Here is a 21,166-nt window from a genome sequence, read left to right as displayed (position 1 = left end):
ATCTGGCGGTCTGTCCCCATCATTCAACGCGCACCGCCCGACGACGCCGTCGGGTGCCCTCGCTATCAGGAGATGCATCATGGCCTACACCCTGCCCAAGCTGTCCTACGCCTACGACGCGCTGGAACCGAACATCGATGCGGCAACGATGGAAATCCATCACACCAAGCATCACCAGACCTACATCAACAACGTCAACGCGGCGCTGGAAGGCACCGAGTACGCTGACCTGCCGGTCGAAGAGCTGGTGAAGAAGCTGAAGTCGCTGCCGGCGAACCTGCAGGGTCCGGTGCGCAACAACGGTGGTGGCCACGCCAACCACTCGCTGTTCTGGACCGTGATGGCTCCCAACGCTGGCGGCAACCCGGTCGGCGACGTGGCCAAGGCCATCGACAAGGACCTGGGCGGTTTCGACAAGTTCAAGGACGCCTTCACCAAGGCCGCACTGACCCGCTTCGGCAGCGGCTGGGCCTGGCTGAGCGTGACCCCGGACAAGAAGGTCGTGGTGGAAAGCACCGGCAACCAGGACAGCCCGCTGATGGAAGGCAACACGCCGATCCTGGGCCTGGACGTGTGGGAACACGCGTACTACCTGAAGTACCAGAACCGTCGCCCGGAATACATCGGCGCGTTCTTCAACGTCATCGACTGGAACGAAGTCGAGCGCCGTTACCAGGAAGCGATCGCCTGATTGCCGTAACGGCATGAAACGAAGAGGCCGGGGGAAACCCCGGCCTTTTTGTTTTCGTGCGACCGCATCCGCCGGGCATGGCCCGGCGCTACCTGAAATGAGGGGCGCGGGGCCGGAAACGGGGTGACGCGGCGCTTGAAACGGGGGTAGCGCCGGGCCATGCCCGGCGAGCGCAGCGGTGCGTTCATTCGGTTGTAGCCGGCACGCCCTGCAGCCGCAGCGTGGCCACCACCCCCAGCCGCAGGCCGGGCAGGTCGCCGTCGGCGGGCAGCAGGATCGGTTGCTGGCGGATGCCGCCGAAATGCTTGACCTGGAACAGCACGTCCAGGCCGTGGCCGCTGGCGCCGCCGCCGCTGGCGGCCGGGGCTTCCGGCTTGCCGCCGGGGTTGCGCCGGGCCGGCTGGAAGCCGGGCGTGCTGCGTACCAGTTCGCTGGTGCCGGCAGCGAAATCACCGGCGATCAGGCTCGGCATGCCCTCGGCGGTGGCGCCGATCCAGGTCATCAGGTCACTGGTCTGGTGCTGGCGCGCCGTGGCCTCGTCCGGGTCCGGGCGCAGGCGGGCCACGTAGACGTTGAGCTGGGCATCGCCCAGCCGCACGCGCATCATGCCGGCCGCACTGAAGGTGCCCGGCGGATGCAGCAGGGTTACCCCGTCCTCGCTCACCGGCAGGCGGGTCAGCATGGCGTTGCCATGGCGCAGGGGCTGGCTGGGCGGGTCGGCGGTGACGAAATCGCAGCTGTAGCGCAGCCGGCTGGCCAGCCAGCAGGCGGGGTTGCGGCCCTGCTGCTGCAGTACCTGCTGCACCGAGATCACATCCGGCTGCAGTTCGGCCAGCAGCTGCAGCACCTGCTCGCGGCGCTGCTTCCACAGCGCGTCATCGCGGCTGGGCAGTTCCAGTGCGGCCACGGTCAGCTGGCGGACCTCGTCGCCCGCACCGCCGGCCAGCGGCGTGGCCTGTGGTCGCGCCCACGCGGGCACGGCCAGCAGAAGCACGAAGCAACCGAGCAGGAGGCGGGCAGGGGGAAGGCGGCGCATAACGATAAGTTTACGCTTTTGCCGTGCATGTGCCGTGACTTCCGGCAGGGTCGCGGCGGCCTGCCATGGATCGGCGGCGCTGTCATGCAGCCCTGCAGCGTGCTTAGCAGGCACGCCTTCCGTAAACTTGCGGCTTTCGCTTTGCAGGAATGCCTTACAGGATGAGCCACGACGCAGTCGCCCCCATCGCCGGCCAGGGAAAGATGCCGCGCCAGATCCCCTACATCATCGGCAACGAGGCCTGCGAACGGTTCAGCTTCTACGGGATGCGCAACATCCTGGTGCAGTTCCTGATCACCTCGCTGCTGCTGCAGGAAATCACTGCAGAAGGCCGCGCCGGTGAAGCCAAGGACATCATGCACAGCTTCATGATCGGCGTGTATTTCTTCCCGCTGCTCGGTGGCTGGCTGGCCGACAGGTTCTTCGGCAAGTACCACACCATCCTCTGGTTCAGCCTGGTCTACTGCGCCGGCCACCTCTGCCTTGCGCTGTTCGAGAACAGCCGCGAGGGCTTCTTCCTCGGCCTGGGCCTGATCGCGCTGGGCGCCGGTGGCATCAAGCCGCTGGTGGCCTCGTTCATGGGTGACCAGTTCGACCAGAGCAACAAGCACCTGGCCAAGTTCGTCTTCGATGCCTTCTACTGGATCATCAACTTCGGCTCGCTGTTCGCCTCGCTGCTGATCCCGCTGGTGCTGAAGAACTGGGGCCCGCAGTGGGCGTTCGGCATCCCGGGCATCCTGATGTTCATCGCCACCTTCGTGTTCTGGCTGGGCCGCAAGCGCTACGTGCTGGTGCCGCTGCCGCCGAAGGATCCGCATTCGTTCGCCAACGTGGTGCGCACCGCGCTGACCACGCACGTGGCCGGGCAGGGCCGTCCGGGCCTGGCCATCGCCGTGGCCGGCGTGGTCCTGGCCGTCGCGTCGCTGGGGCTGGTCGGCAGCCTGGGCATTGTCATCTGCCTGTGCATCGCGCTGGTGCTGATCCTGGCCGGCATCGGCGGCGGCACCTGGATGCAGCTGGACCGCGCCCGTGCCCAGCACCCGGCCGAGGCCGTGGAAGGCGTGCGCTCGGTGCTGCGCGTGCTGGTCATCTTCGCGCTGACCACGCCGTTCTTCTCGCTGTTCGACCAGAAGGCCTCGACCTGGGTGCTGCAGGGCCAGCAGATGCAGATGCCGAGCTGGTTCACCGCCTCGCAGATGCAGGCACTGAACCCGCTGCTGGTGATGATCCTGATCCCGTTCAACAACCTGGTGCTGTACCCGGCCCTGCGCCGCTTCGGCTTCGAGCCGACCGCGCTGCGCCGGATGACCGCCGGCATCGCCTTCAGCGGCCTGGCCTGGATCGTGGTGGGCGGCATCCAGGTGGTGATGGACGGCGGCAACGCCATGTCCATCTTCTGGCAGATACTGCCGTATGCGCTGCTGACCTTCGGCGAGGTGCTGGTCTCGGCCACCGGCCTGGAGTTCGCCTACAGCCAGGCGCCGCAGGCCATGAAGGGCGTGGTGATGAGCTTCTGGAACCTGACCACCACCATCGGCAACCTGTGGGTGCTGCTGTCCAATGCAGCGGTGCGCAACCACACGGTGACCGAGAAGATCGCCGGGACCGGCCTCAGCGAGGCGGCGTTCCTGATGTTCTTCTTCGCCGGGTTCGCGTTCGTTGCGGCGTTGGCCTTCGGTTGGTATGCAAAACGCTATCGTATGGTCGACAACTACCGCACTGCCTGAGCCTGAGCTGACATGACCCCCGTCAACCTGCTGTTGATCGCCATCACCGCCGTCCTGTCGTGGATGGCGTTCAACAACCGCAAGCTGGCCGACCGCCTGATCCTGTGGCCGCCGGCGGTGGATCGCCACCGCCAGTACGACCGCCTGATCACCTACGGCTTCATCCACGCCGACTGGTCGCACCTGATCTTCAACATGATCACGCTGTTCTTCTTCGGCGGGCAGATCGAGAAGGTGATGCTGGCGTTGACCGGCAGCTGGCTGACCTACCCGGCGTTCTACCTGGGCGCGCTGCTGGTCTCGATCCTGCCCAGCTACCTGAAGAACCAGAGGAACCCGAACTACCTGAGCCTGGGTGCGTCGGGGGCGGTGTCAGCGGTGCTGTTCGCCTTCATCCTGCTCAGCCCGTGGACGATCATCCTGGTGTTCTTCATTCCGGCGCCGGCCATCATCTATGCCGTGTTCTACGTCGGCTACAGCATCTGGATGGACAAGCGTGGCGGTGACCGCATCAACCACAGCGCGCACCTGGCCGGTGCCGCCTTCGGCGTGATCTTCATGCTGGCCATGCAGCCGGCCATCTTCAGCCACTTCCTGGCCCAGCTGTCGAACCCGACCTTCGGGTTCGGCCGCTGAGGGGTACGGGTCGGATCCATCAGGATCCGGCCCGCGTGGCGGCTCAGGCCGCCCGGGTCTGCTGGCCGTAGGTGTCGAGCAGGCGCGAGAACACTTCCTCGCCGATCCGCTGGAAATCCTGGTCGTCGGTCTGACCTTCCACTGCCAGCTGCAGCAGGCCCTCCAGCAGGGCGTGGTCGGTGTCGGTGTGGGAATCGCTGGGGTGCATGGCGGGCCTCCAAAGGCATGACACAGGGGCAACATTCGCAAGGGGCGTGCCAATCGGGCCGTATCCCTCCAGAGGGGTTAGCGGCCGCCATTGCTGCAGCTTGAGGGCGGGATATGACGCAAACCGTCCAGACCTGCCCCTGTTCAGGCTTCACGCGGTCATGGCGCCCCGCTGCGCACCATGCGCGCAGTCGTCGCAGGAGACAGTCCCATGGCTTCGGTCACGCCCCCCGGTCTGGCCTACGAGGTCGAGCACGACCAGGCCAACCACCGTTTCATCGCCCATGTGCGTGGACAGCGGGCGCTGCTGGACTACCAGATCAAGCGCAGGCGCATGGTCATCACCCACACCGAGGTGCCCGAGCCGATCGCCGGCCGCGGCATCGCCGGTGAGCTGACCCGCGTCGCGCTGCGCTTCGCCCGCGAGCACAGGTACAAGGTGGTGCCGGCCTGCGCCTACGCCGAGGCCTTCCTGCAGCGCCACGAGGAGTTTCACGACCTGCTGGTAGGCTGAATGCAGCGGGCCACGCTTCAGCCATCACAGGCGATGATGTACGAACATGAACAGGGGATCCTGATGAAGACTGGAAACAACCGGCCACTGCGTGCGAGCGCGCTGGCCGGCGCAATGGGCGTGCTGCTGCTGGCCGGTTGCCAGCGTGGCGAAGAGGCGGTTCCGGCCCCCGAGGCGGCGCCGGCGGCAGAAGCCACCGCGACCGAGCCCGCGCTTGCCACTGAAGCACCGCTGGATCTGCGCGATGTGGTGGAGAACAACGAACGCGAAGTCGTCGGCATCAGCTACCCGGCCGGCATCGACCGCTACCCGGGCCTGGCGCGCGCGCTGCAGGAATACGCCACCTCCGCCCGCGGCGATCTGCAGCAGGCGCTGGACGGCCTGGGCAACGACAAGCCGACCATGCCCTACGAGCTGTCGCTGAGCTTCGAGAAGGTGCTGGAGACCCCGCAGCTGGTGGTGGTCAGTGCCGATGGCAGCCGCTATACCGGTGGCGCCCACGGCGAGCCGCTGGTGGCGCGCTTCGTGTGGCTGCCGCAGCAGCAGCAGATGCTGAGCGCCAGCACGCTGGTGGCCGATGACAAGGGCTGGAAGGCGATCAGCGATTTCGTTGCCGACCAGCTGCGCGAGCGCGTGGCCACCCGCCTCAGCGGTGAGGACATGGAGCCGGCGGACCTGCAGGAATCGCTGCGCAACGCCTCGCGGATGATTGCCGAGGGCACCGGCCCGCAGGCCGAGAACTTCAGCCAGTTCCAGCCGCTGACCGACGACAAGGGCCAGATCACGGCGCTGCGTTTCGTGTTCCCGCCCTACCAGGTGGGCCCGTATTCGGATGGCACGCAGACGGCCGATGTGCCGGCCGCAGTGCTGCTGCCGCACGTGGCCAAGGATTACGTGGCGCTGTTCGCACGCGGGTAACCGCAGACGGAGGACGCGTGGATACAGGGTTGCAGGAGCGGGTTGCCGACCTGCTCCAGGAAGCCGGGGTCCGCATCGGCGGCACCCAGCCACAGGATATCCAGGTGCATGACCCGCGCTTCTTCGCGCGGGTCATGGGCCACGGCTCGCTCGGCCTGGGCGAGAGCTACATGGACGGCTGGTGGGATGCCAACGTCCTGGATGACTTCCTGGTCCACCTGATGATGGCGCACCTGGACGAACGCGTGCATGGCTGGCGCGAGGTGGCCGATGCACTGAAGGCGCGGCTGTTCAACCTGCAGGCCGGGCAGGGCAGCTATGAAGTCGGCCGCCGCCATTACGACCTTGGCAACGACCTGTACCGGGCCATGCTGGGCAGGCGCATGGTCTACAGCTGTGGCTACTGGCGCAATGCCGCCGACCTGGATGCCGCGCAGGAGGCCAAGCTCGACCTGGTCTGCCGCAAGCTGGGCCTGCGGCCGGGCCAGCGCGTGCTCGACATCGGCTGTGGCTGGGGCGAGGCGTTGAAGTTTGCCGCCGAGCGCCATGGCGTCAGTGGCGTGGGCGTGACCATTTCGCAGGAGCAGGCGGCCTACGCGCGCGAGCTGTGCGCTGGCCTGCCGATCGAGATCCGCCTGCAGGATTACCGCGAACTGGACGAGCCGTTCGATGCGGTGTTTTCCATCGGCATGTTCGAGCACGTGGGTGACAAGAACTACGACAGCTTCTTCGAGGTGGCCCGGCGCTGCCTGTCACCCCGTGGGTTGCTGCTGCTGCACAGCATCGGCACGAATGTGTCGCGGCACCGCACCGACCCATGGATCGCCCGCTACATTTTTCCCAATTCGATGCTGCCTTCGGCGGTGCAGATCACCCGGGCCTTCGAGGGGCGCTTCGTGCTGGAGGACTGGCACAACTTCGGCACCGACTACGACCTGACCCTGCAGGCCTGGCGGCGCAACGTGGAAGCGGCGTGGCCGCAGCTGGATGCGCGCTACGACGAGCATTTCCGCCGCATGTGGCGGTTCTACCTGGCCGGGTCGATGGCCACCTTCCGCTGCCGGCATGCGCAGCTGTGGCAGCTGGTGCTGTCGCCGGAAGGCGTGCGCGGCGGGTACGTGGCGCCGCGTTGATCGGAACAAACATCCACGCATGGCGTGGATCTACTGTTGCGCGGTGCAGTAGATCCACGCCATGCGTGGATGGCCCTAAAAAAAACCGCCCGGTCTCCCGGGCGGTTTTCGTTTCACGCGACTGCGCGGGCGATCAGTTGCCGGCGCCGGTCAGGCCACGCTTTTCCAGCAGCGGTTCGATCTGCGGCTCGTGGCCGGCGAAATCGCGGAACAGCTGCATGGCATCCACGCTGCCGCCCTTGGACAGCAGGGTGGCGCGGAAGTGGTCGCCGTTCTTGCGGCTCAGGCCACCGTTGTCCTTGAACCACTTCTGGGTGTTGGCGTCCAGCACTTCCGACCAGATGTAGGCGTAGTAGCCGGCCGAATAGCCGCCCATGATGTGGCTGAAGTACGGGGTCCGGTAGCGCGGCGGAACCGGCGCGTAGTAGATGCCGTCCTTCTCCAGCGCGGCGCGCTCGAAGGCCATCACATCCTTGGCCGCCGGCACCTTGTCGGCTGCCAGCTGGTGCCAGTTCTGGTCCAGCATCGCTGCACCCAGGTACTCGGTGGTGGCGAAGCCCTGGTTGAACTTGGCCGCGGCCAGCACCTTGTCCAGCAGCGCCTGCGGCATCGCCGAGCCGTTCTGGTAGTGCTTGGCGTAGTTCTTCAGGATGGCCGGGTTGTCGGCCCACATTTCGTTGACCTGCGAGGGGAACTCGACGAAGTCGCGCGGCACGGCGGTGCCCGAGAAGTACGGGTACTTCACGTTGGAGAACATGCCGTGCAGGGCGTGGCCGAACTCGTGGAAGGTGGTGCTCACCTCATCCCAGGTCAGCAGGGTCGGCTGGCCGGCCGGCGGCTTGGGGATGTTCAGGTGGTTGGCGACCACCGGCTTGAAGCCGGTCAGCTTGGACTGCGAGACGTAGGAGTTCATCCAGGCGCCACCGCGCTTGGATGCACGCGCGTACGGGTCGAAGATGAAGATCGCCAGCTGGCTGCCGTCGGCATCGAACACGTCATAGACGGTGACGTCGTCGTGGTAGACCGGCAGGTCGGTGCGCTGCTTGAAGGTCAGGCCGAATTCCTGGTTGGCGGCGAAGAACACGCCGTTCTCCAGCACGTTCTTCATTTCGAAGTACGGCTTGAGCTGGGATTCGTCGAAGTTGTACTTGGCCTGGCGCACCTTCTCGCTGTAGAAGGCCCAGTCCCACGGCTCAAGGGCGAAGGTCTTCTTGCCGGCGGCCTTCTGTTCCTTGTCGATCATCGCCTGCAGGTCGGCGGCTTCGCGCTTGGCGTTGGCCACGGCGGCCGGGGCCAGCTTGCCCAGCATCGCGTTGACCGCTTCGGGGGTCTTGGCGGTCTGGTTGGTCAGGTTGTAGGCGGCGAAGTTCGCAAAGCCCATCAGCTTGGCCTTGTCGGCGCGCAGCTGCATGATGCGCGAGACCAGCGCGGTGTTGTCGAACTCACCGCCGCGGCTGCCGCGGGTGATCGAGGCTTCGTAGATCTTCTGGCGCAGCGCGCGGTTGGCCAGGTTGGTCAGCGGCGGCTGGCCGGTGGTGTTGAGCAGGGTGATCACGTACTTGCCGTCCAGGCCACGGGCCTTGGCGGCTTCGGCGGCGGCGGCGATCTGTTCCTGGGACAGGCCGTCGAGCTGCTTGACGTCATCGACGGTGATCGCCGAAGCGTTCACTTCCGACTGCACGTTCTGGCTGAACTTCGTGCCCAGGTTGGCCAGCTCGGCGTTCATGCCCTTCAGCGTGGCCTTGTCGGCCTCGGACAGCTTGGCGCCGGCGCGCACGTAGTTGTCGTAGTACTTCTCGACCAGGCGCACGCCTTCGGCGTCCAGGCCCAGCTGGTTGCGGGTGTCATACAGCGCCTGGATGCGGGCGAACAGCTTGCCGTTCAGCGCGATCGCATCGCTGTGCGCGGCGAACTTCGCCGAGTAGTCGGCCTGCAGCTTCTTGCGCGCATCGTTGGTGTCGGCGCCGACCAGGCTGAAGAACACGGTGGTCGCGCGGTCCAGCACGTCGCCGCTCTTTTCCAGGGCGATGATGGTGTTGTCGAAGGTCGGCTTGGCCTTGGTGTTGGCGATTGCCTCCACTTCCTTCAGCTGCTGCGCCATGCCGGCGTCGAAGGCCGGGGCGAAGTCGCTGTCCTTGATCTTGTCGAACTGCGGGAAGTGCAGCGGCAGCGGGCTTTCGGCGAAGAACGGGTTGGCCTGCTGGGCGTTGGCAGCAGCGGCCGGGGTGGCGGCGCTGGCCGAATAGGCGGGCAGGGCAAGGCCGAGGGTCATGGCCACGGCAAGGGCAAGGCGGGTGGTCAAGGCGGTACTCCGGTAAGGCAAACAAGTGCCCGAGGGTAACCCGCCCGGGGTGGGCGCCACTTGTGTCAAAAGGCATGCCCGGCAGCGCCAACCGGCACGGCCTGCGATTACCATGGGACACCCCACCCGGACCGTACGCCATGCCCAACGCCTTCGACTTCGGTTTCGTGGACCTGGACGGCCAGGCGCAGGCGCTGGCGCAGTACCAGGGCCGCCCGATGCTGCTGGTCAACGTCGCCAGCCGCTGCGGCTTCACCCCGCAGTACACCGGCCTGGAGCAGCTGTGGCAGGCGTACCGCGACCGTGGCCTGGTGGTGATCGGCTTCCCCTGCAACCAGTTCGGTGGGCAGGAGCCGGGTGACGCGGCGCAGATCCGCCAGTTCTGTTCGCTGGACTATCCGGTCAGCTTCCCGCTGTCGCAGAAGATCGAGGTCAACGGCGAGGGTGCCGACCCGCTGTGGACGTGGCTGTCGCACGAGAAGCGTGGCCTGCTCGGCATCGCCCGCATCAAGTGGAATTTCAGCAAGTTCCTGCTCGACCGGCAGGGGCAGGTGGTGGCGCGCTACGCGCCGACCACCGCACCGGAGCAGCTGCGCAGCGCGATCGAAGCGCTGCTCTGACCGTCATCCGTCGGGCATGGCCCGGCGCTACCTGTAGAGCCGAGCCCATGCTCGGCTGCTGTTTGGCGAACGATGCAGGCGCGCTGCGCGCGCAAGCCGAGGGTCGGCTCGGCTCTACCGAGGCGCGGGGCCCGGCACTACCGATGAAGCGCTCCTGTAGAGCCGAGCCCATGCTCGGCTGTTGTTCGGCGAGCGATGCAGGCGCGCTGCGCGCGCAAGCCGAGCGTCGGCTCGGCTCTACCGAGGCGCGGGGCCCGGCACTACCGATGAAGCGCTCCTGTAGAGCCGAGCCCATGCTCGGCTGCTGTTTGGCGAACGATGCAGGCGCGCTGCGCGCGCAAGCCGAGCGTTGGCTCGGCTCTACTGACTCATCCGCCGGGCATGGCCCGGCGCTACCGCGGCGGCTTACTTTTCGACGAAGGCGCGTTCGAACACGTAGTGGCCCGGCTGGCCGATACGCGGCGACACCTGGAAGCCACGCGCATCGAGCACGGTGCGCAGGTCGGCCAGCATCTGCGGGCTGCCGCAGATCATCGCGCGGTCGTTTTCCGGGCTCAGTTCGGGCAGGCCGAGGGTGCGCTGCATCTCGCCGCTTTCCATCAGCTGGGTGAGGCGGCCCTGGTTGGCGAACGGCTCACGGGTGACGGCCGGGTAGTACAGCAGTTTTTCGCCGATCATCTCGCCGAGGAACTCGTGCTCGCGCAGTTCCTTCTCGAAGTAATCGCGGTAGGCCAGGTCCTTTTCGTAGCGCACGCCGTGGCAGAGGATCACCTTCTCGAAGCGCTCGTAGGTTTCCGGGTCCTTGATGACCGACAGCCACGGTGCCATGCCGGTGCCGGTACCCAGCAGGTACAGGTTCTTGCCCGGGTGCAGGTCGCTGATCAGCAGGGTGCCGGTGGGCTTCTTGCCGACCAGCACCTTGTCACCCGGCTTGATGTGCTGCAGGCGCGAGGTCAGCGGGCCGTCCTGCACCTTGATGCTGAAGAACTCCAGGTGCTCTTCCCAGTTGGCGCTGGCGATGGAATACGCGCGCAGCAGCGGCCGCGCCTCGGTTTCCAGGCCGATCATCACGAACTGGCCGTTCTCGAAACGGAAACCGCTGTCGCGGGTGAGGGTGAAGCTGAAGTAGGCATCGGTCCAGTGGCGGACCTCAAGCACCGTTTCGGCGCCGAAAGCGGAAGACATGGGGGCACATTCAGGCAATGGATTCGTCCCCGCCATTCTACCTCAAATGAGAGGGGTTCTCATTATCCGGAACGAGAGGCGTTCTCAGGGCCGTTCAGCGGTAGCCGGCGGCCTGCAGTTCGAACAGCTCGGCGTAACGCCCGCCCTGGGCCATCAGTTCGTCGTGGGTACCGCTGGCTTCCAGCCGGCCCTCGGCCAGCACCAGGATGCGGTCGGCCATGCGTACCGAGGAGAAACGGTGCGAGATCAGCACCGCGGTGCGCTTGTCGGCCAGTTCGCGGAAGCGCTGGAACACCTCGAATTCGGCGCGTGCATCGAGTGCGGCAGTCGGTTCGTCGAGGATCATCACCTGCGCGTCGCGCATCCAGGCGCGGGCGATGGCGATCTTCTGCCACTGCCCGCCGGACAGGTCCACGCCCTGCTTGAAGCGGCGGCCGATCAGCTGCCCGTAGCCACCAGGCAGGGCATCGATCACTTCTTCGGCCATGCCCCGGCGTGCGGCATCGGCGATGCGCGCCTGGTCGGCCATCGCCTCCACCTGGCCGACGCCGATGTTCTCGCCAGCGGTCAGGTTGTAGCGGACGAAGTCCTGGAAGATCACGCCCAGGTTGGCGCGCAGGTCGTCCAGGTCGTAGTCGCGCAGGTCGCGGCCATCGAGCAGGATGCGGCCTTCGTCCGGTTCGTACAGGCGTGCCAGCAGCTTGACCAGGGTGGTCTTGCCCGCGCCGTTCTCGCCCACCAGGGCCAGCACTTCACCGGCGTGCAGCTGGAAATCGAAATGGCGCACCGCCCATTGCTCGGCATCCGGGTAGCGGAAGCCCACGTTCTCGAACACGAAACCCTCGCGGATCGGCCGCGGTACGGCCACCGCGCCCTCGCGCGAATGGATTTCCGGTTCGATCTGGAAGAACGAATACAGGTCGTCCAGGTACAGCGCCTGGCTGGCCACCTGCGAGAAGCCGATCAGCAGGCCTTCCAGCAGCTGGCGCAGGCGCAGGAAGCTGCCGGCGAGGAAGGTCAGGTCGCCGATCGAGAAATCACCGCGCACCGTGCGCCAGGCGATGTAGGCATAGGCGGTGTAGTAACCCAGCGTGCCCAGCGCGGCCAGCACCGTGCCCCAGAACGCGCGCCGCCGCGCCAGCGCCCGGTTGGCCAGGAACAGCGCCGCCGACAGCCGCCGGTAGCGATCCACCAGGAAGCGGTGCAGGTTGAAGATCTTCACTTCCTTGGCTGTTTCCACGCTGGCGCCGAGCTGGCGCAGGTAGTCCAGCTGGCGCCGCTCGGGCGTCCACAGGAAGTTGAGGCTGTAGCCGGCCGCGTTGAAATGCGATTCGCCGATGAAGGCCGGCACCAGCGCCAGGGCCAGCAGCAGGATCAGCCACGGTGCATAGACCAGCAGGCCGACCGCCAGGCTGGCCACGGTGATCGCATCCTGCACCTGGCCGAACAACTGGCTCATCAGGTTCATCCGGCCCATGGTCTGCCGCCGCGCGCGGTCCAGCTTGTCCTGCAGGTCGGGATCTTCGAAATCCTCCAGGTCCAGGGTGGCGGCGTGTTCCATCAGGCGCACGCTGGTGGCGTTGGCGAACAGTTCCGACAGCAGTGCATCGGCATAGCTGACCAGCCGGCCGAGCAGGTCCGAGGCGATGGCCAGGCCGAATTCCAGCGCCAGCAGGCCCAGCAGCGGATTGAGCACGCCGCTGGACAGCGCTTCGCCCAGCGGCGGGAAGCCGGCGTCGTGCTGGCTCAGGTGCAGCGCGGTATCGATGATGAGCTTGCCCACGTACAGCATCGCCACCGGCAGCAACGCGCGGATCAGGCGCAGGCCGAGGCTGGTCAGGGTCAACGCGGGGCTGGTCTGCCACACCTGGCGCAGGAAGGGCGGCAGGTTGCGCATCGCCTTGAAGCGCTGGCGCAGGCTCGGTTTCTTCTCGGGGGCAGCAGGCATGGCGCCATTGTGCGCGCGTGCGGCGTGCAGATGGGGTTAGATCCCTTTGCAGCGCAAAGGGCTCTGACCCCGTCCTCCATCCATGGCATGAATCCACCGTGCCGACCAACGGTCGGCACCCACCAACAGCAGCTGACCCACCCCGCCATCCCACAGAACGCCAGCCGTTGACGTTGCCCTTGCTCCGGCTGTCGCCTCTGCGGGTGCCGGGCGCAGCCCGGCCAGGAAAACCCCTTTACGGCAGCGGCGGCAGCAGGCCCGCGCCCAGCCGGTTCCAGGCATTGATCACCGCAATGCCCATGCTCAGGTCGCTGATGCCCTTCTCATCGAAGTGCGGTGCCAGCGCATCGAATGCGGCCTGCGAAGGTGCGCCTTCGGTCAGCCGGGTCAGGGCCTCGGCCCAACCCAGCGCGGCACGTTCGCGCGCATCGAAGAAACGGCTTTCATGCCAGGCCGGCAGGGTGTCCAGCTTGCGCGGCTCGATGCCGCCCTTGCGCAGCGCAGTGCCATGCATGTCCATGCAGTAGCCGCAGCCATTGAGCTGGGACACGCGCAGGAACAGCAGTTCCATCAGCGTCGGGTCGATCGAACTGTCATGCACCGCCTTGCTGGTGGCCAGCAGGCCCTTGAAGGCCTCGGCGGCCAGGCGGGTGTAGGGGACGCGGGGAGAGGCATGGTCGGACATTTTCAGCTCCACGACGGCCACGGTGGCCGTCTTTCATTACAAGGACGCCGCACCGTCCGCGTTCGTGACAGTCCCGGGCAGCTTTTCCGGATTCAGCACGCTGTACACGTTGGCGATGCGGCCATCGGCCACTTCGATGGTGGTGACCGAGTGCAGGCGGTCGCCCTGGAAGCGCAGGATCGCCGGCTCGCCATTGACCCAGCCCAGCTGCGCGGTATGCCCCAGGCCGCGGCGCGCGATGGCCCAGAACAAGCGGCCGATGCGCTCGGCGCCCAGCAGCGGGCGCACCGCCGCAGTGACCACGCCGCCGCCATCGGACACCAGCCGCGCGTTGGCATGCAGCAGCGCCTGGATGGCCTCGCTGTCGCCTTGCTGGGTGGCGTCCATGAAGCGCGCCAGCAACTGCCGGTGCTGGCCGGCGTCGGCGTTGAAGCGCGGCCGCCCGGCCTGCAGGCGCTGTTTTGCCCGGTGTACCAGCTGGCGGCAGTTCGGTTCGCTGAGGCCGAGCAGGGCGGCGATCTGCCGGTAGTCGTGGTCGAAGGCCTCCTTCAGCAGGAAGGCGGCCCGTTCCTCCGGGCCGAGCTGCTCCAGCAGGGTGAGGAAGGCCACCGACACCTCATCGGCGCGGGCATGGGCCAGGGCCGGGTCGCTGGACGGTTCAGGTTCCAGGCTGATCTCCAGCGGCTCGGCCAGCCACGGGCCGACGTAGTGGACCCGCTCGCGCCGGGCCGCGCGCAGCCGGTCCAGGCCCAGCCGGGTGGTGGTGGTGACCAGCCAGGCCTCGGGGTCGCGGACGGCGGACGCATCGGCGCCGGACCAGCGCAGCCAGGCATCCTGGACCACGTCCTCGGCATCGCTGCGGCTGCCGAGCAGGCGGTAGGCCAGTGCCATCAGGCGCGGGCGGTGGGTCTGGAAGGTGGCTTCAGTGTTCATGTCGACCAGGACGCCGGGGAGGGATGAAGCGTGACACGGACGTCGTGCGATCTTGCCGGCCAGCGGCCGGCACTACCACCCCTGCGGCCGGGGGAGGGGGTAAAATGGGCGGATTACCCCCCGCCAGCCTCGAGCAAGCGAGCAAGCCGTGACATCGATCAAGCAGGAAGACCTCATCCAGTCCATCGCCGACGCGCTGCAGTACATCTCGTACTACCACCCGGTCGACTACATCAAGAACCTCGCCGCCGCCTATGAGCGCGAGGAGTCGCCGGCCGCGAAGGAAGCGATGGCCCAGATCCTGATCAACTCGCGGATGTGCGCCGAAGGCCACCGTCCGATCTGCCAGGACACCGGCATCGTCACCGTGTTCCTGGAAATCGGCATGGACGTGCGCTGGGACGACGCGACCATGGGCGTGGAAGACATGGCCAACGAAGGCGTGCGCCGTGCCTACCTGCACCCGGACAACAAGCTGCGCGCCTCGGTGCTGGCCGATCCGGCCGGCAAGCGCGTCAACACCAAGGACAACACCCCGGGCGTGGTCAACGTCAAGGTCGTGCCGGGCAACACCGTCGACGTCATCGTCGCCGCCAAGGGCGGTGGTTCCGAGGCCAAGACCAAGTTCGCCATGCTCAACCCGTCCGATTCCATCGTCGACTGGGTGCTGAAGACCGTGCCGACCATGGGCGCTGGCTGGTGCCCGCCGGGCATGCTGGGCATCGGCATCGGCGGCACCGCTGAAAAGGCGATGCTGCTGGCCAAGGAAGCGCTGATGGAGCCGATCGACATCACCGAGCTGCAGGCCCGTGGTGCGTCCAACCGCATCGAAGAACTGCGCCTGGAACTGTACGAGAAGGTCAACGCGCTGGGCATCGGCGCACAGGGCCTGGGTGGCCTGACCACCGTCCTGGACATCAAGATCAACGATTACCCGACCCACGCGGCCAACCTGCCGGTGGCGATGATCCCGAACTGCGCGGCCACCCGCCATGCGCACTTCACCCTGGATGGCAGCGGCCCGGTGATGCTGGACCCGCCGTCGCTGGAAGACTGGCCGAAGCTGACCTACGACGCGTCCAAGGGCACCCGCGTGGACCTGGATACGATCACCCCGGAAGACGTGGCCAACTGGAAGCCGGGCCAGACCCTGCTGCTCAACGGCAAGCTGCTGACCGGCCGCGACGCCGCGCACAAGCGCATGGTCGACATGCTCAACAAGGGCGAGGAATTGCCGGTCGATCTGAAGGGGCGCTTCATCTACTACGTCGGCCCGGTCGATCCGGTGCGCGACGAAGTGGTGGGCCCTGCCGGCCCGACCACGGCCACCCGCATGGACAAGTTCACCGAGCAGGTGCTGGCACAGACCGGCCTGCTGGGCATGGTCGGCAAGGCCGAGCGCGGCCCGGCCGCCATCGAGGCGATCAAGAAGCACAAGTCGGCCTACCTGATGGCCGTCGGTGGTTCGGCCTACCTGGTGTCCAAGGCGATCAAGGCGGCCAAGGTCGTCGGCTTCGCTGACCTGGGCATGGAAGCGATCTACGAATTCACCGTGCAGGACATGCCGGTGACCGTCGCGGTCGATTCCACCGGTGAATCGGTGCACAAGACCGGTCCGCGCGAATGGCAGGCCCGCATCGGCAAGATTCCGGTGGTGGTGGAGTAATCCCCGCAGGTTGCAGGAAAACGGCGCCGCAGGGCGCCGTTTTTCGTTTGACGCCGCACGAAGGTCGGCACTGCTAGGCTTCGCTGGGTTTTCCGATGTATTGAACAGGGAGTGTCCAATGTCATTGTTTCGATGCCTTGCGCTGTTGTGTGTTGTTTCCCTCGCCGCCTGCAGCAGTGGCGGCGATCTGTACGACGGCGCACCCGGCAACAACGCCAGCGCGCAATGCGTGATGGCGTGCCAGCAGTACCGCAACGCCTGCCTGGCCCGCTCCGATTCGGACCGCCGCTCGACCTGCGATGCGCAGGCGGCGAGCAAGTGCGACCGGATCAAGGATGACGAGATGCGGCGCTCGTGCATGTCACAGGCGCAGGCCTGCATGGACCAGTCGCCGTTGATCAGCTGCAGCCAGGACGCCGACAGCTGCATGGCCTCGTGCGGCGGCGGTTGAGCGCATAATCGGCGCTTCCCGCAACCGGAGTCGTCGCATGCGCACTACGCTGTATGGGTCTGTCAGCACCGCCTCGCTGGTGGTGCACTGGCTGCTGGTCGAACTGGGCATCGAGCACGAACTGGTGCTGCTGGATTTCGACACGCGCGAGCACAAGGCGGCGCCGTACCTGGCGTTGAACCCGGCAGGCGTGGTGCCGACGCTGCAGATCGATGGCCAGGTGCTGACCGAAGCGGCTGCCATCGCGCTGTACCTGGCAGACCGCCATCCCGAGGCGGGACTGCTGCCGGCGCCGGGTACGCCCGCGCGCGGCCAGGCATACCGCTGGATGTTCTGGTGCGCCAACACCCTGCAGCCCGCCTACCGCGCGTGGTTCTACCCGCATGAAGCCGCCGGAGAGGCCAACGTCGCCGCCACCCAGGCGATGGCGCGCCAGCGCCTGGAAGCCGCGTGGCAGCGGATGGCCGCGCACCTGCAGACGCAGGGGCCGTACGTGCTGGGCGAAGCGCCGAGCGTGGTCGATTTCATGCTGGTGATGCTGATGCGCTGGTCGCGCAACATGCCCACCCCGGCAGACAGCCTGCCAGTGCTGAAAGTCTACGCGCAGCGCCTGAAGGCGCGACCGTCATTAATCGAGACCTACCGCCGCGAAGGCATCACCGACTGGCGGTAACCTGATCTGTAGAGCCGAGCCATGCTCGGCTGCTCGTCGCACCCTGTAGAGTCGAGCTTGCTCGACTGCCGTCAACATCCAGTCGAGCAAGCTCGACTCTACGAAAAAGCAGCCGGGCATGGCTCGGCTCTACCAAAGCGGGGCGGATTACAGGAGCTCCTGCACCGTTTCCGGCGGGCGGCACAGGCGCGTGCCCTTGGGGGTGCGCACGATGGGGCGGTTGATCAGCCGCGGGTGCTTGGCCATGGCGGCCAGCAGGGTGGCTTCATCGGCGCTGGCCAGGCCGAGTTCAACGAACTGCGGCTCCTTGCTGCGCACCAGGTCGATGGCGGTCAGGCCGGATTCGGCCAGCACCTGGCGCAGGGTGGCCACGTCGGGCGGGGCGCCCAGGTAGTTCACCACCACCGGTTCGATGCCGGCTTCGCGGATCAGCGCCAGCGCGCCGCGCGAATTGCTGCACGCTGGGTTGTGCCAGATCGTCACGGTCATCAGAACCACTCCAGCAGCGATACGCCCACGCCCACGTAGGTGGCCTTGTGGTTGTAGTCGATCATGCTCTCGCCGTAGCCATCGAACACCTGTATATGGCCGCGCAGCAGGTTGCTGATCGGGAAGCCGTAGTCCAGCTGCAGCGCGCCGTGCGAACGGTCGCCGGTGCGCAGCGAATGGCGCGCCATCAGCGCGACTTCATGGCCGTTGCGGTTCCAGATCAGGGTCGCATCGCCGCGGCCCATGTAGTCCTCGATATCCGGATTGTTGTCTTCGCTGCGCGACTCGGGAATGCGGTACCACGGGCGCAGCACCAGCGCCCAGTTCTCACGGTCCAGGCCGATGTTGAGCATCACCCGGTTCCAGCTGCGCGACAGCGGGTCGGGCCGGCCGTTGGACTGGTGGTTGAGGCCGATGCCGGTCATCCGCCCACGCCAGCCTCCGATGGAGTAGCCGTTGCGGAACACCATCATCACTTCCGGCTCGTAGTTGGTTTCGCGGAAGGGGCGCGAATTCTCGGCGTTGTAGGCCTGCCAGCGCGAGCTCTGGGTATAGCCGGCCCAGATGTCCCCGTTGTCGCCGAACAGGTTCTCGGCGATCTTGGTCTTGAAGCTGATCTGGAACTTCAGCTCGGTGCTGTCCAGCACCTGCGGCGTGGTTACGCTGTTGGCCGGGTTCGGCGACTGCGGCATCTGGTTCTTGTCGCTGGTCCAGAAGGCGGGCAACAGGTAGACCGGCTTGTAGGCGCGCAGCTGGAACGGGCCCAGCTTGGAGTCCTCGGCCAGTTCCCAGCGGCTGTCCAGCAGCGAGCCGCGGCCGGCGTTGGCCAGGGCGCTGTCGTCCGGCGCCGGGCGGAAGAGGTCGCCCACGCGGGTGCGCAGCTTTTCTTCGCCCTGGCTGAGGCGTGACGCCTGGCGTTGTTCGCGCAGGGCCTGTGCGGCCTGCTGGGCGGCGGCGTCCGCCTCGGCCGTGGCCTGGACGTTGCGGCCGAACAGCCGGTCGTAGCAGGCCAGGCGCGCGGCGTCACTGTCGACGGCGGCGCAGCCGGCCGGCGTAGCGGTTGAAGTGGGCGCGATTTCCTGCGCGGCAAGCGGCGCACTGGCCAGGGCCAGCGCCAGCGGCGCGAAGCGGGGGAGCAGCGTGGGGAGGGTCATTGCAGCAGGCCCTTCAGGGATGAATACGGGAAGACGCACAGTGTGGCGGCTGGCCGTGGCAACGGCCAGCCCCTTGGTTTATGCCCGGCGCGGGCGTGCGCGTGGCGTGAAGGCGGCGCGGTTACAGGAACCAGGCAAAGGCGAACAGGCCCAGCATGGCGATCACCACGGCCAGCTTCAGTGCCAGGCCCAGCAGGATGCCCAGCCAGGTGGCCAGGCCGACCTTGGTCGAGCGCCCAAGCTCGCGGGTGTGCCAGTACTCGCCGAGCAGGGCGCCCAGCAGGGGGCCGGCAAACAGGCCGACGGGCATGAAGAACAGGCCCACGATGCTGCCGATGAAGGTGCCCCACAGGGCCTTGCGGCTGGCACCCACCCGTTGCGCTCCGACCACCGTGGACAGGACATCGACCAGCAGGGACAGCGCGGTCAGCACGCCGAGGATGACCAGGGTGGGCCAGCCGACATGTGCGAAGCCGTCGGCCCATGCCGCCAGCAGCAGTCCGACGAAGACCAGCGGCACGCCCGGAAGCGCCGGCAGGATGATGCCCGCGATGCCCACAAGGACAAAAATGACCGCTATCAGATACAAGATGAATGAGAGGTCCATGCTGTCCAGTATGGTGGTCTTTTTGGGGTTGACAGTGAAGAATTTTGGCAGTTGCTTTTTCGTTTTGGTCGGGTTAAGTTGCAGTCGCTGAGCTTGGCAAGGTCACCGTGGATCGTGGCCTGATGAAGCAAGATCTCTTCGATCCGCTGCATCGTTGCACCTCGCTTCCCCCTTGCTTGTCAGCCGCCCAACAGGCGTTTCCAACAACAAGAGAGTCACCAGGGAGTGAGTGAGATGTCTGATCGCGAGACCGGTACCGTCAAGTGGTTCAACGATGCAAAGGGCTTCGGCTTCATCAGCCGTGAAAACGGCGAAGACGTGTTCGTGCATTTCCGTGCCATCCAGACCCAGGGCTTCAAGAGCCTGAAGGAAGGCCAGAAGGTCACCTTCACCGTCGTGCAGGGCCAGAAGGGCCTGCAGGCAGATGCCGTAGAGCCGGTCTGAACGGCCTGCAGCGTGCTGCACGAAAAAGGCCCGCGCAAGCGGGCCTTTTTCATTGCCACCGTCGCCTGCCGGATCAGCGCAGGACGACGCGGCCGTTGACCACGCGCACGTAGGTGTTCTCACGGATGCCGGCCAGGTCGCGCTGGTTGACCACGACGGTACGGCCATCATCCATGCGCACGGTGATGTCGTAGGTATCGCTGGTCACGTTCTTCTGGATCTGGTTGCCGGCCAGGGCACCACCCACCGCGCCTGCGGCGGCGGCGACGTTCTTGTTGCCCCGGCTGCCGCCGGTGTGGTCGGAGATCTCATGGCCGGCCACGGCGCCGACGATGCCACCGAGGATGGCGCCGGTCGCGCTGGGCGCGGTGCGGCCCGAGGCCACGGTATTGATGCGGGTGACGATGCCGCAGTCGGCGCAACGGTTCTGATTGTAGCCGCCGTTGTTGCCATAGCCGCCATTGTTGTAGCCACCGTTGTTGTAACCGCCGCCGCCGTAACCGGGCGAGGTGGCGCAGCCAGCCAGGGCGAGCGTAGCAATGGCACTGGCAGCGATGAGCTGGATCTTCATGGGGCGTCTCCTGGCCGTGAAGGCGGATGGAAGGGTGGTACTGCGTCATGCAGCAGGGTGATCGAATCGTCCACTTTTCAACGTGAACAAGGTGCCAATCACGCCGGCCTTCCCCGGCTGGAAGATGAATCAGCGAAAGTCCTGGTGGCAGGCCCGGCAGTCGTCCTGCACGGTCTGCACGACCTTGGCCAGCGCGGCGCAGTCGGCGGGCGGCGCGGCCAGCGCGGCATTGAGGCTGGCCCGGTACTGGCTGGCGTGCTGCTGGAAGCGCGCATCCTCCTTCAGCCCGGGAAATGGCAGGTCCAGGTCGTTGGACAGCAGGCGCAGCGACTGCAGGCGCGGCACGCTGTCAGCCAGGCTGCAGCGGTTCTGCTGCTGGGCCTGCTGCAGCAGTTCGGCCTGCCGCTGCATCACGTGCATCAGGCTGTGCGGGAAGGGATCGCGGCCCGCCTGCAGGGCCCGGCCCACCATCACCGTGGCGACCAGGCCGATCAGCAGGCCCAGGCCGAGCACGAACAGGTAGCGCTGGGCGCTGGAGGGACGACGGGTCGGGCTGGCGTTCATGCTTGCTCCTCC

Annotated in this window: 23 protein-coding genes; 11 read left to right on the top strand and 12 right to left on the bottom strand. The window is 66.6% G+C overall.

The features are described from left to right. The first annotated feature begins 79 nt into the window (after nucleotides 1-79). The gene (locus tag QMZ26_RS11680; protein WP_283221536.1) at nucleotides 80-691 is read left to right on the top strand and encodes a superoxide dismutase; all 612 of its coding nucleotides are present in this window, start codon (nucleotides 80-82) and stop codon (nucleotides 689-691) included. Between the two features lie 184 nt (nucleotides 692-875). Here QMZ26_RS11680 and QMZ26_RS11675 read toward each other — a convergent pair whose 3' ends face one another. Beyond that, nucleotides 876-1,727 (bottom strand): endonuclease/exonuclease/phosphatase family protein, encoded by an 852-nt coding sequence (locus QMZ26_RS11675; RefSeq protein WP_283221535.1) that lies wholly within the window; start codon nucleotides 1,725-1,727, stop codon nucleotides 876-878. 161 nt (nucleotides 1,728-1,888) lie between these two features. Here QMZ26_RS11675 and QMZ26_RS11670 point away from each other — a divergent pair, with 161 nt between their 5' ends. Both QMZ26_RS11670 and QMZ26_RS11665 read left to right on the top strand, forming a co-directional pair. Continuing rightward, the gene (locus QMZ26_RS11670; RefSeq protein WP_283221534.1) at nucleotides 1,889-3,454 is read left to right on the top strand and encodes an oligopeptide:H+ symporter; all 1,566 of its coding nucleotides are present in this window, start codon (nucleotides 1,889-1,891) and stop codon (nucleotides 3,452-3,454) included. Between the two features lie 12 nt (nucleotides 3,455-3,466). Further along, nucleotides 3,467-4,090: a rhomboid family intramembrane serine protease gene (locus QMZ26_RS11665; protein WP_283221533.1), complete on the top strand. Its 624-nt coding sequence runs from the start codon at nucleotides 3,467-3,469 to the stop codon at nucleotides 4,088-4,090. A gap of 43 nt (nucleotides 4,091-4,133) precedes the next feature. On the opposite strand, the gene QMZ26_RS11660 is transcribed toward QMZ26_RS11665, so the two are convergent. Beyond that, entirely contained in the window at nucleotides 4,134-4,298 is a 165-nt protein-coding gene (locus QMZ26_RS11660; protein ID WP_174208690.1) for a hypothetical protein, read from the bottom strand. Nucleotides 4,299-4,508: 210 nt separating this feature from the next. Here QMZ26_RS11660 and QMZ26_RS11655 point away from each other — a divergent pair, with 210 nt between their 5' ends. The 3 genes from QMZ26_RS11655 to cfa all read left to right on the top strand — a co-directional run bounded on the left by QMZ26_RS11655 (nucleotide 4,509) and on the right by cfa (nucleotide 6,862). Next, entirely contained in the window at nucleotides 4,509-4,811 is a 303-nt protein-coding gene (locus QMZ26_RS11655; protein WP_283221532.1) for a GNAT family N-acetyltransferase, read from the top strand. Nucleotides 4,812-4,874: 63 nt separating this feature from the next. Next, a complete protein-coding gene (locus tag QMZ26_RS11650; protein WP_283221531.1) occupies nucleotides 4,875-5,729 on the top strand; it encodes a DUF3298 and DUF4163 domain-containing protein in 855 nt (284 codons plus the stop codon). A gap of 17 nt (nucleotides 5,730-5,746) precedes the next feature. Further along, nucleotides 5,747-6,862, top strand: a complete 1,116-nt coding sequence (gene cfa / locus QMZ26_RS11645; protein ID WP_079222460.1) for a cyclopropane fatty acyl phospholipid synthase — start codon at nucleotides 5,747-5,749, stop codon at nucleotides 6,860-6,862. 133 nt (nucleotides 6,863-6,995) lie between these two features. Here cfa and QMZ26_RS11640 read toward each other — a convergent pair whose 3' ends face one another. Then, nucleotides 6,996-9,164, bottom strand: a complete 2,169-nt coding sequence (locus QMZ26_RS11640) for a M3 family metallopeptidase (protein WP_079222459.1) — start codon at nucleotides 9,162-9,164, stop codon at nucleotides 6,996-6,998. A 140-nt stretch (nucleotides 9,165-9,304) separates the two neighbouring features. Here QMZ26_RS11640 and QMZ26_RS11635 point away from each other — a divergent pair, with 140 nt between their 5' ends. After that, on the top strand, nucleotides 9,305-9,784 hold the full coding sequence (locus QMZ26_RS11635) for a glutathione peroxidase (RefSeq protein ID WP_200732165.1): 480 nt from the start codon (nucleotides 9,305-9,307) through the stop codon (nucleotides 9,782-9,784). A gap of 405 nt (nucleotides 9,785-10,189) precedes the next feature. On the opposite strand, the gene QMZ26_RS11630 is transcribed toward QMZ26_RS11635, so the two are convergent. The 4 genes from QMZ26_RS11630 to QMZ26_RS11615 all read right to left on the bottom strand — a co-directional run bounded on the left by QMZ26_RS11630 (nucleotide 10,190) and on the right by QMZ26_RS11615 (nucleotide 14,535). Next, nucleotides 10,190-10,969 carry a ferredoxin--NADP reductase gene (locus QMZ26_RS11630; protein ID WP_283221530.1) on the bottom strand — a complete coding sequence of 260 codons (780 nt, stop codon included), beginning with the start codon at nucleotides 10,967-10,969 and terminating at the stop codon, nucleotides 10,190-10,192. Between the two features lie 94 nt (nucleotides 10,970-11,063). After that, nucleotides 11,064-12,917, bottom strand: coding sequence for an ABC transporter ATP-binding protein (locus QMZ26_RS11625; protein ID WP_283221529.1), 1,854 nt, complete (start codon nucleotides 12,915-12,917; stop codon nucleotides 11,064-11,066). A gap of 235 nt (nucleotides 12,918-13,152) precedes the next feature. Beyond that, complete coding sequence (locus QMZ26_RS11620) at nucleotides 13,153-13,602, bottom strand: carboxymuconolactone decarboxylase family protein (RefSeq protein ID WP_079225289.1); 450 nt, start codon at nucleotides 13,600-13,602, stop codon at nucleotides 13,153-13,155. 36 nt (nucleotides 13,603-13,638) lie between these two features. Beyond that, on the bottom strand, nucleotides 13,639-14,535 hold the full coding sequence (locus QMZ26_RS11615) for an RNA polymerase sigma-70 factor (protein ID WP_283221528.1): 897 nt from the start codon (nucleotides 14,533-14,535) through the stop codon (nucleotides 13,639-13,641). A gap of 148 nt (nucleotides 14,536-14,683) precedes the next feature. Here QMZ26_RS11615 and QMZ26_RS11610 point away from each other — a divergent pair, with 148 nt between their 5' ends. The 3 genes from QMZ26_RS11610 (at nucleotide 14,684) to QMZ26_RS11600 (ending at nucleotide 17,325) form a co-directional block, all read left to right on the top strand. Further along, on the top strand, nucleotides 14,684-16,201 hold the full coding sequence (locus tag QMZ26_RS11610) for a fumarate hydratase (protein WP_200732169.1): 1,518 nt from the start codon (nucleotides 14,684-14,686) through the stop codon (nucleotides 16,199-16,201). Between the two features lie 118 nt (nucleotides 16,202-16,319). Beyond that, nucleotides 16,320-16,652, top strand: coding sequence for a hypothetical protein (locus QMZ26_RS11605; RefSeq protein WP_283221527.1), 333 nt, complete (start codon nucleotides 16,320-16,322; stop codon nucleotides 16,650-16,652). A 37-nt stretch (nucleotides 16,653-16,689) separates the two neighbouring features. Further along, nucleotides 16,690-17,325 carry a glutathione S-transferase family protein gene (locus QMZ26_RS11600; RefSeq protein ID WP_283221526.1) on the top strand — a complete coding sequence of 212 codons (636 nt, stop codon included), beginning with the start codon at nucleotides 16,690-16,692 and terminating at the stop codon, nucleotides 17,323-17,325. A 147-nt stretch (nucleotides 17,326-17,472) separates the two neighbouring features. Here QMZ26_RS11600 and arsC read toward each other — a convergent pair whose 3' ends face one another. From arsC to QMZ26_RS11585, 3 genes are all read right to left on the bottom strand, one after another. Further along, on the bottom strand, nucleotides 17,473-17,814 hold the full coding sequence (gene arsC / locus QMZ26_RS11595) for an arsenate reductase (glutaredoxin) (protein WP_283221525.1): 342 nt from the start codon (nucleotides 17,812-17,814) through the stop codon (nucleotides 17,473-17,475). After that, a complete protein-coding gene (locus QMZ26_RS11590; RefSeq protein WP_079222451.1) occupies nucleotides 17,814-18,968 on the bottom strand; it encodes a phospholipase A in 1,155 nt (384 codons plus the stop codon). Before QMZ26_RS11590 ends, arsC begins: the two co-directional genes overlap by 1 nt. A gap of 121 nt (nucleotides 18,969-19,089) precedes the next feature. Continuing rightward, complete coding sequence (locus QMZ26_RS11585) at nucleotides 19,090-19,575, bottom strand: DUF456 domain-containing protein (RefSeq protein WP_283221524.1); 486 nt, start codon at nucleotides 19,573-19,575, stop codon at nucleotides 19,090-19,092. Between the two features lie 234 nt (nucleotides 19,576-19,809). On the opposite strand from QMZ26_RS11585, the gene QMZ26_RS11580 reads away from it, so the two are divergent. Continuing rightward, a complete protein-coding gene (locus QMZ26_RS11580; RefSeq protein WP_079222449.1) occupies nucleotides 19,810-20,019 on the top strand; it encodes a cold-shock protein in 210 nt (69 codons plus the stop codon). A 73-nt stretch (nucleotides 20,020-20,092) separates the two neighbouring features. Here the strand turns inward: QMZ26_RS11580 and QMZ26_RS11575 are convergent, their stop codons facing one another. Both QMZ26_RS11575 and QMZ26_RS11570 read right to left on the bottom strand, forming a co-directional pair. Further along, entirely contained in the window at nucleotides 20,093-20,590 is a 498-nt protein-coding gene (locus QMZ26_RS11575; RefSeq protein WP_079222448.1) for a glycine zipper 2TM domain-containing protein, read from the bottom strand. Nucleotides 20,591-20,719: 129 nt separating this feature from the next. Continuing rightward, nucleotides 20,720-21,154: a cytochrome c gene (locus tag QMZ26_RS11570; RefSeq protein WP_283221523.1), complete on the bottom strand. Its 435-nt coding sequence runs from the start codon at nucleotides 21,152-21,154 to the stop codon at nucleotides 20,720-20,722. Nucleotides 21,155-21,166: the final 12 nt, after the last annotated feature.

The sequence above is a fragment of the Stenotrophomonas sp. PFBMAA-4 genome (assembly GCF_030053215.1).
In the GTDB taxonomy this organism is placed as follows: domain Bacteria; phylum Pseudomonadota; class Gammaproteobacteria; order Xanthomonadales; family Xanthomonadaceae; genus Stenotrophomonas.
Note: the sequence above shows the minus strand (reverse complement) of the source record. Positions and strands in the feature narration are given on the sequence as shown.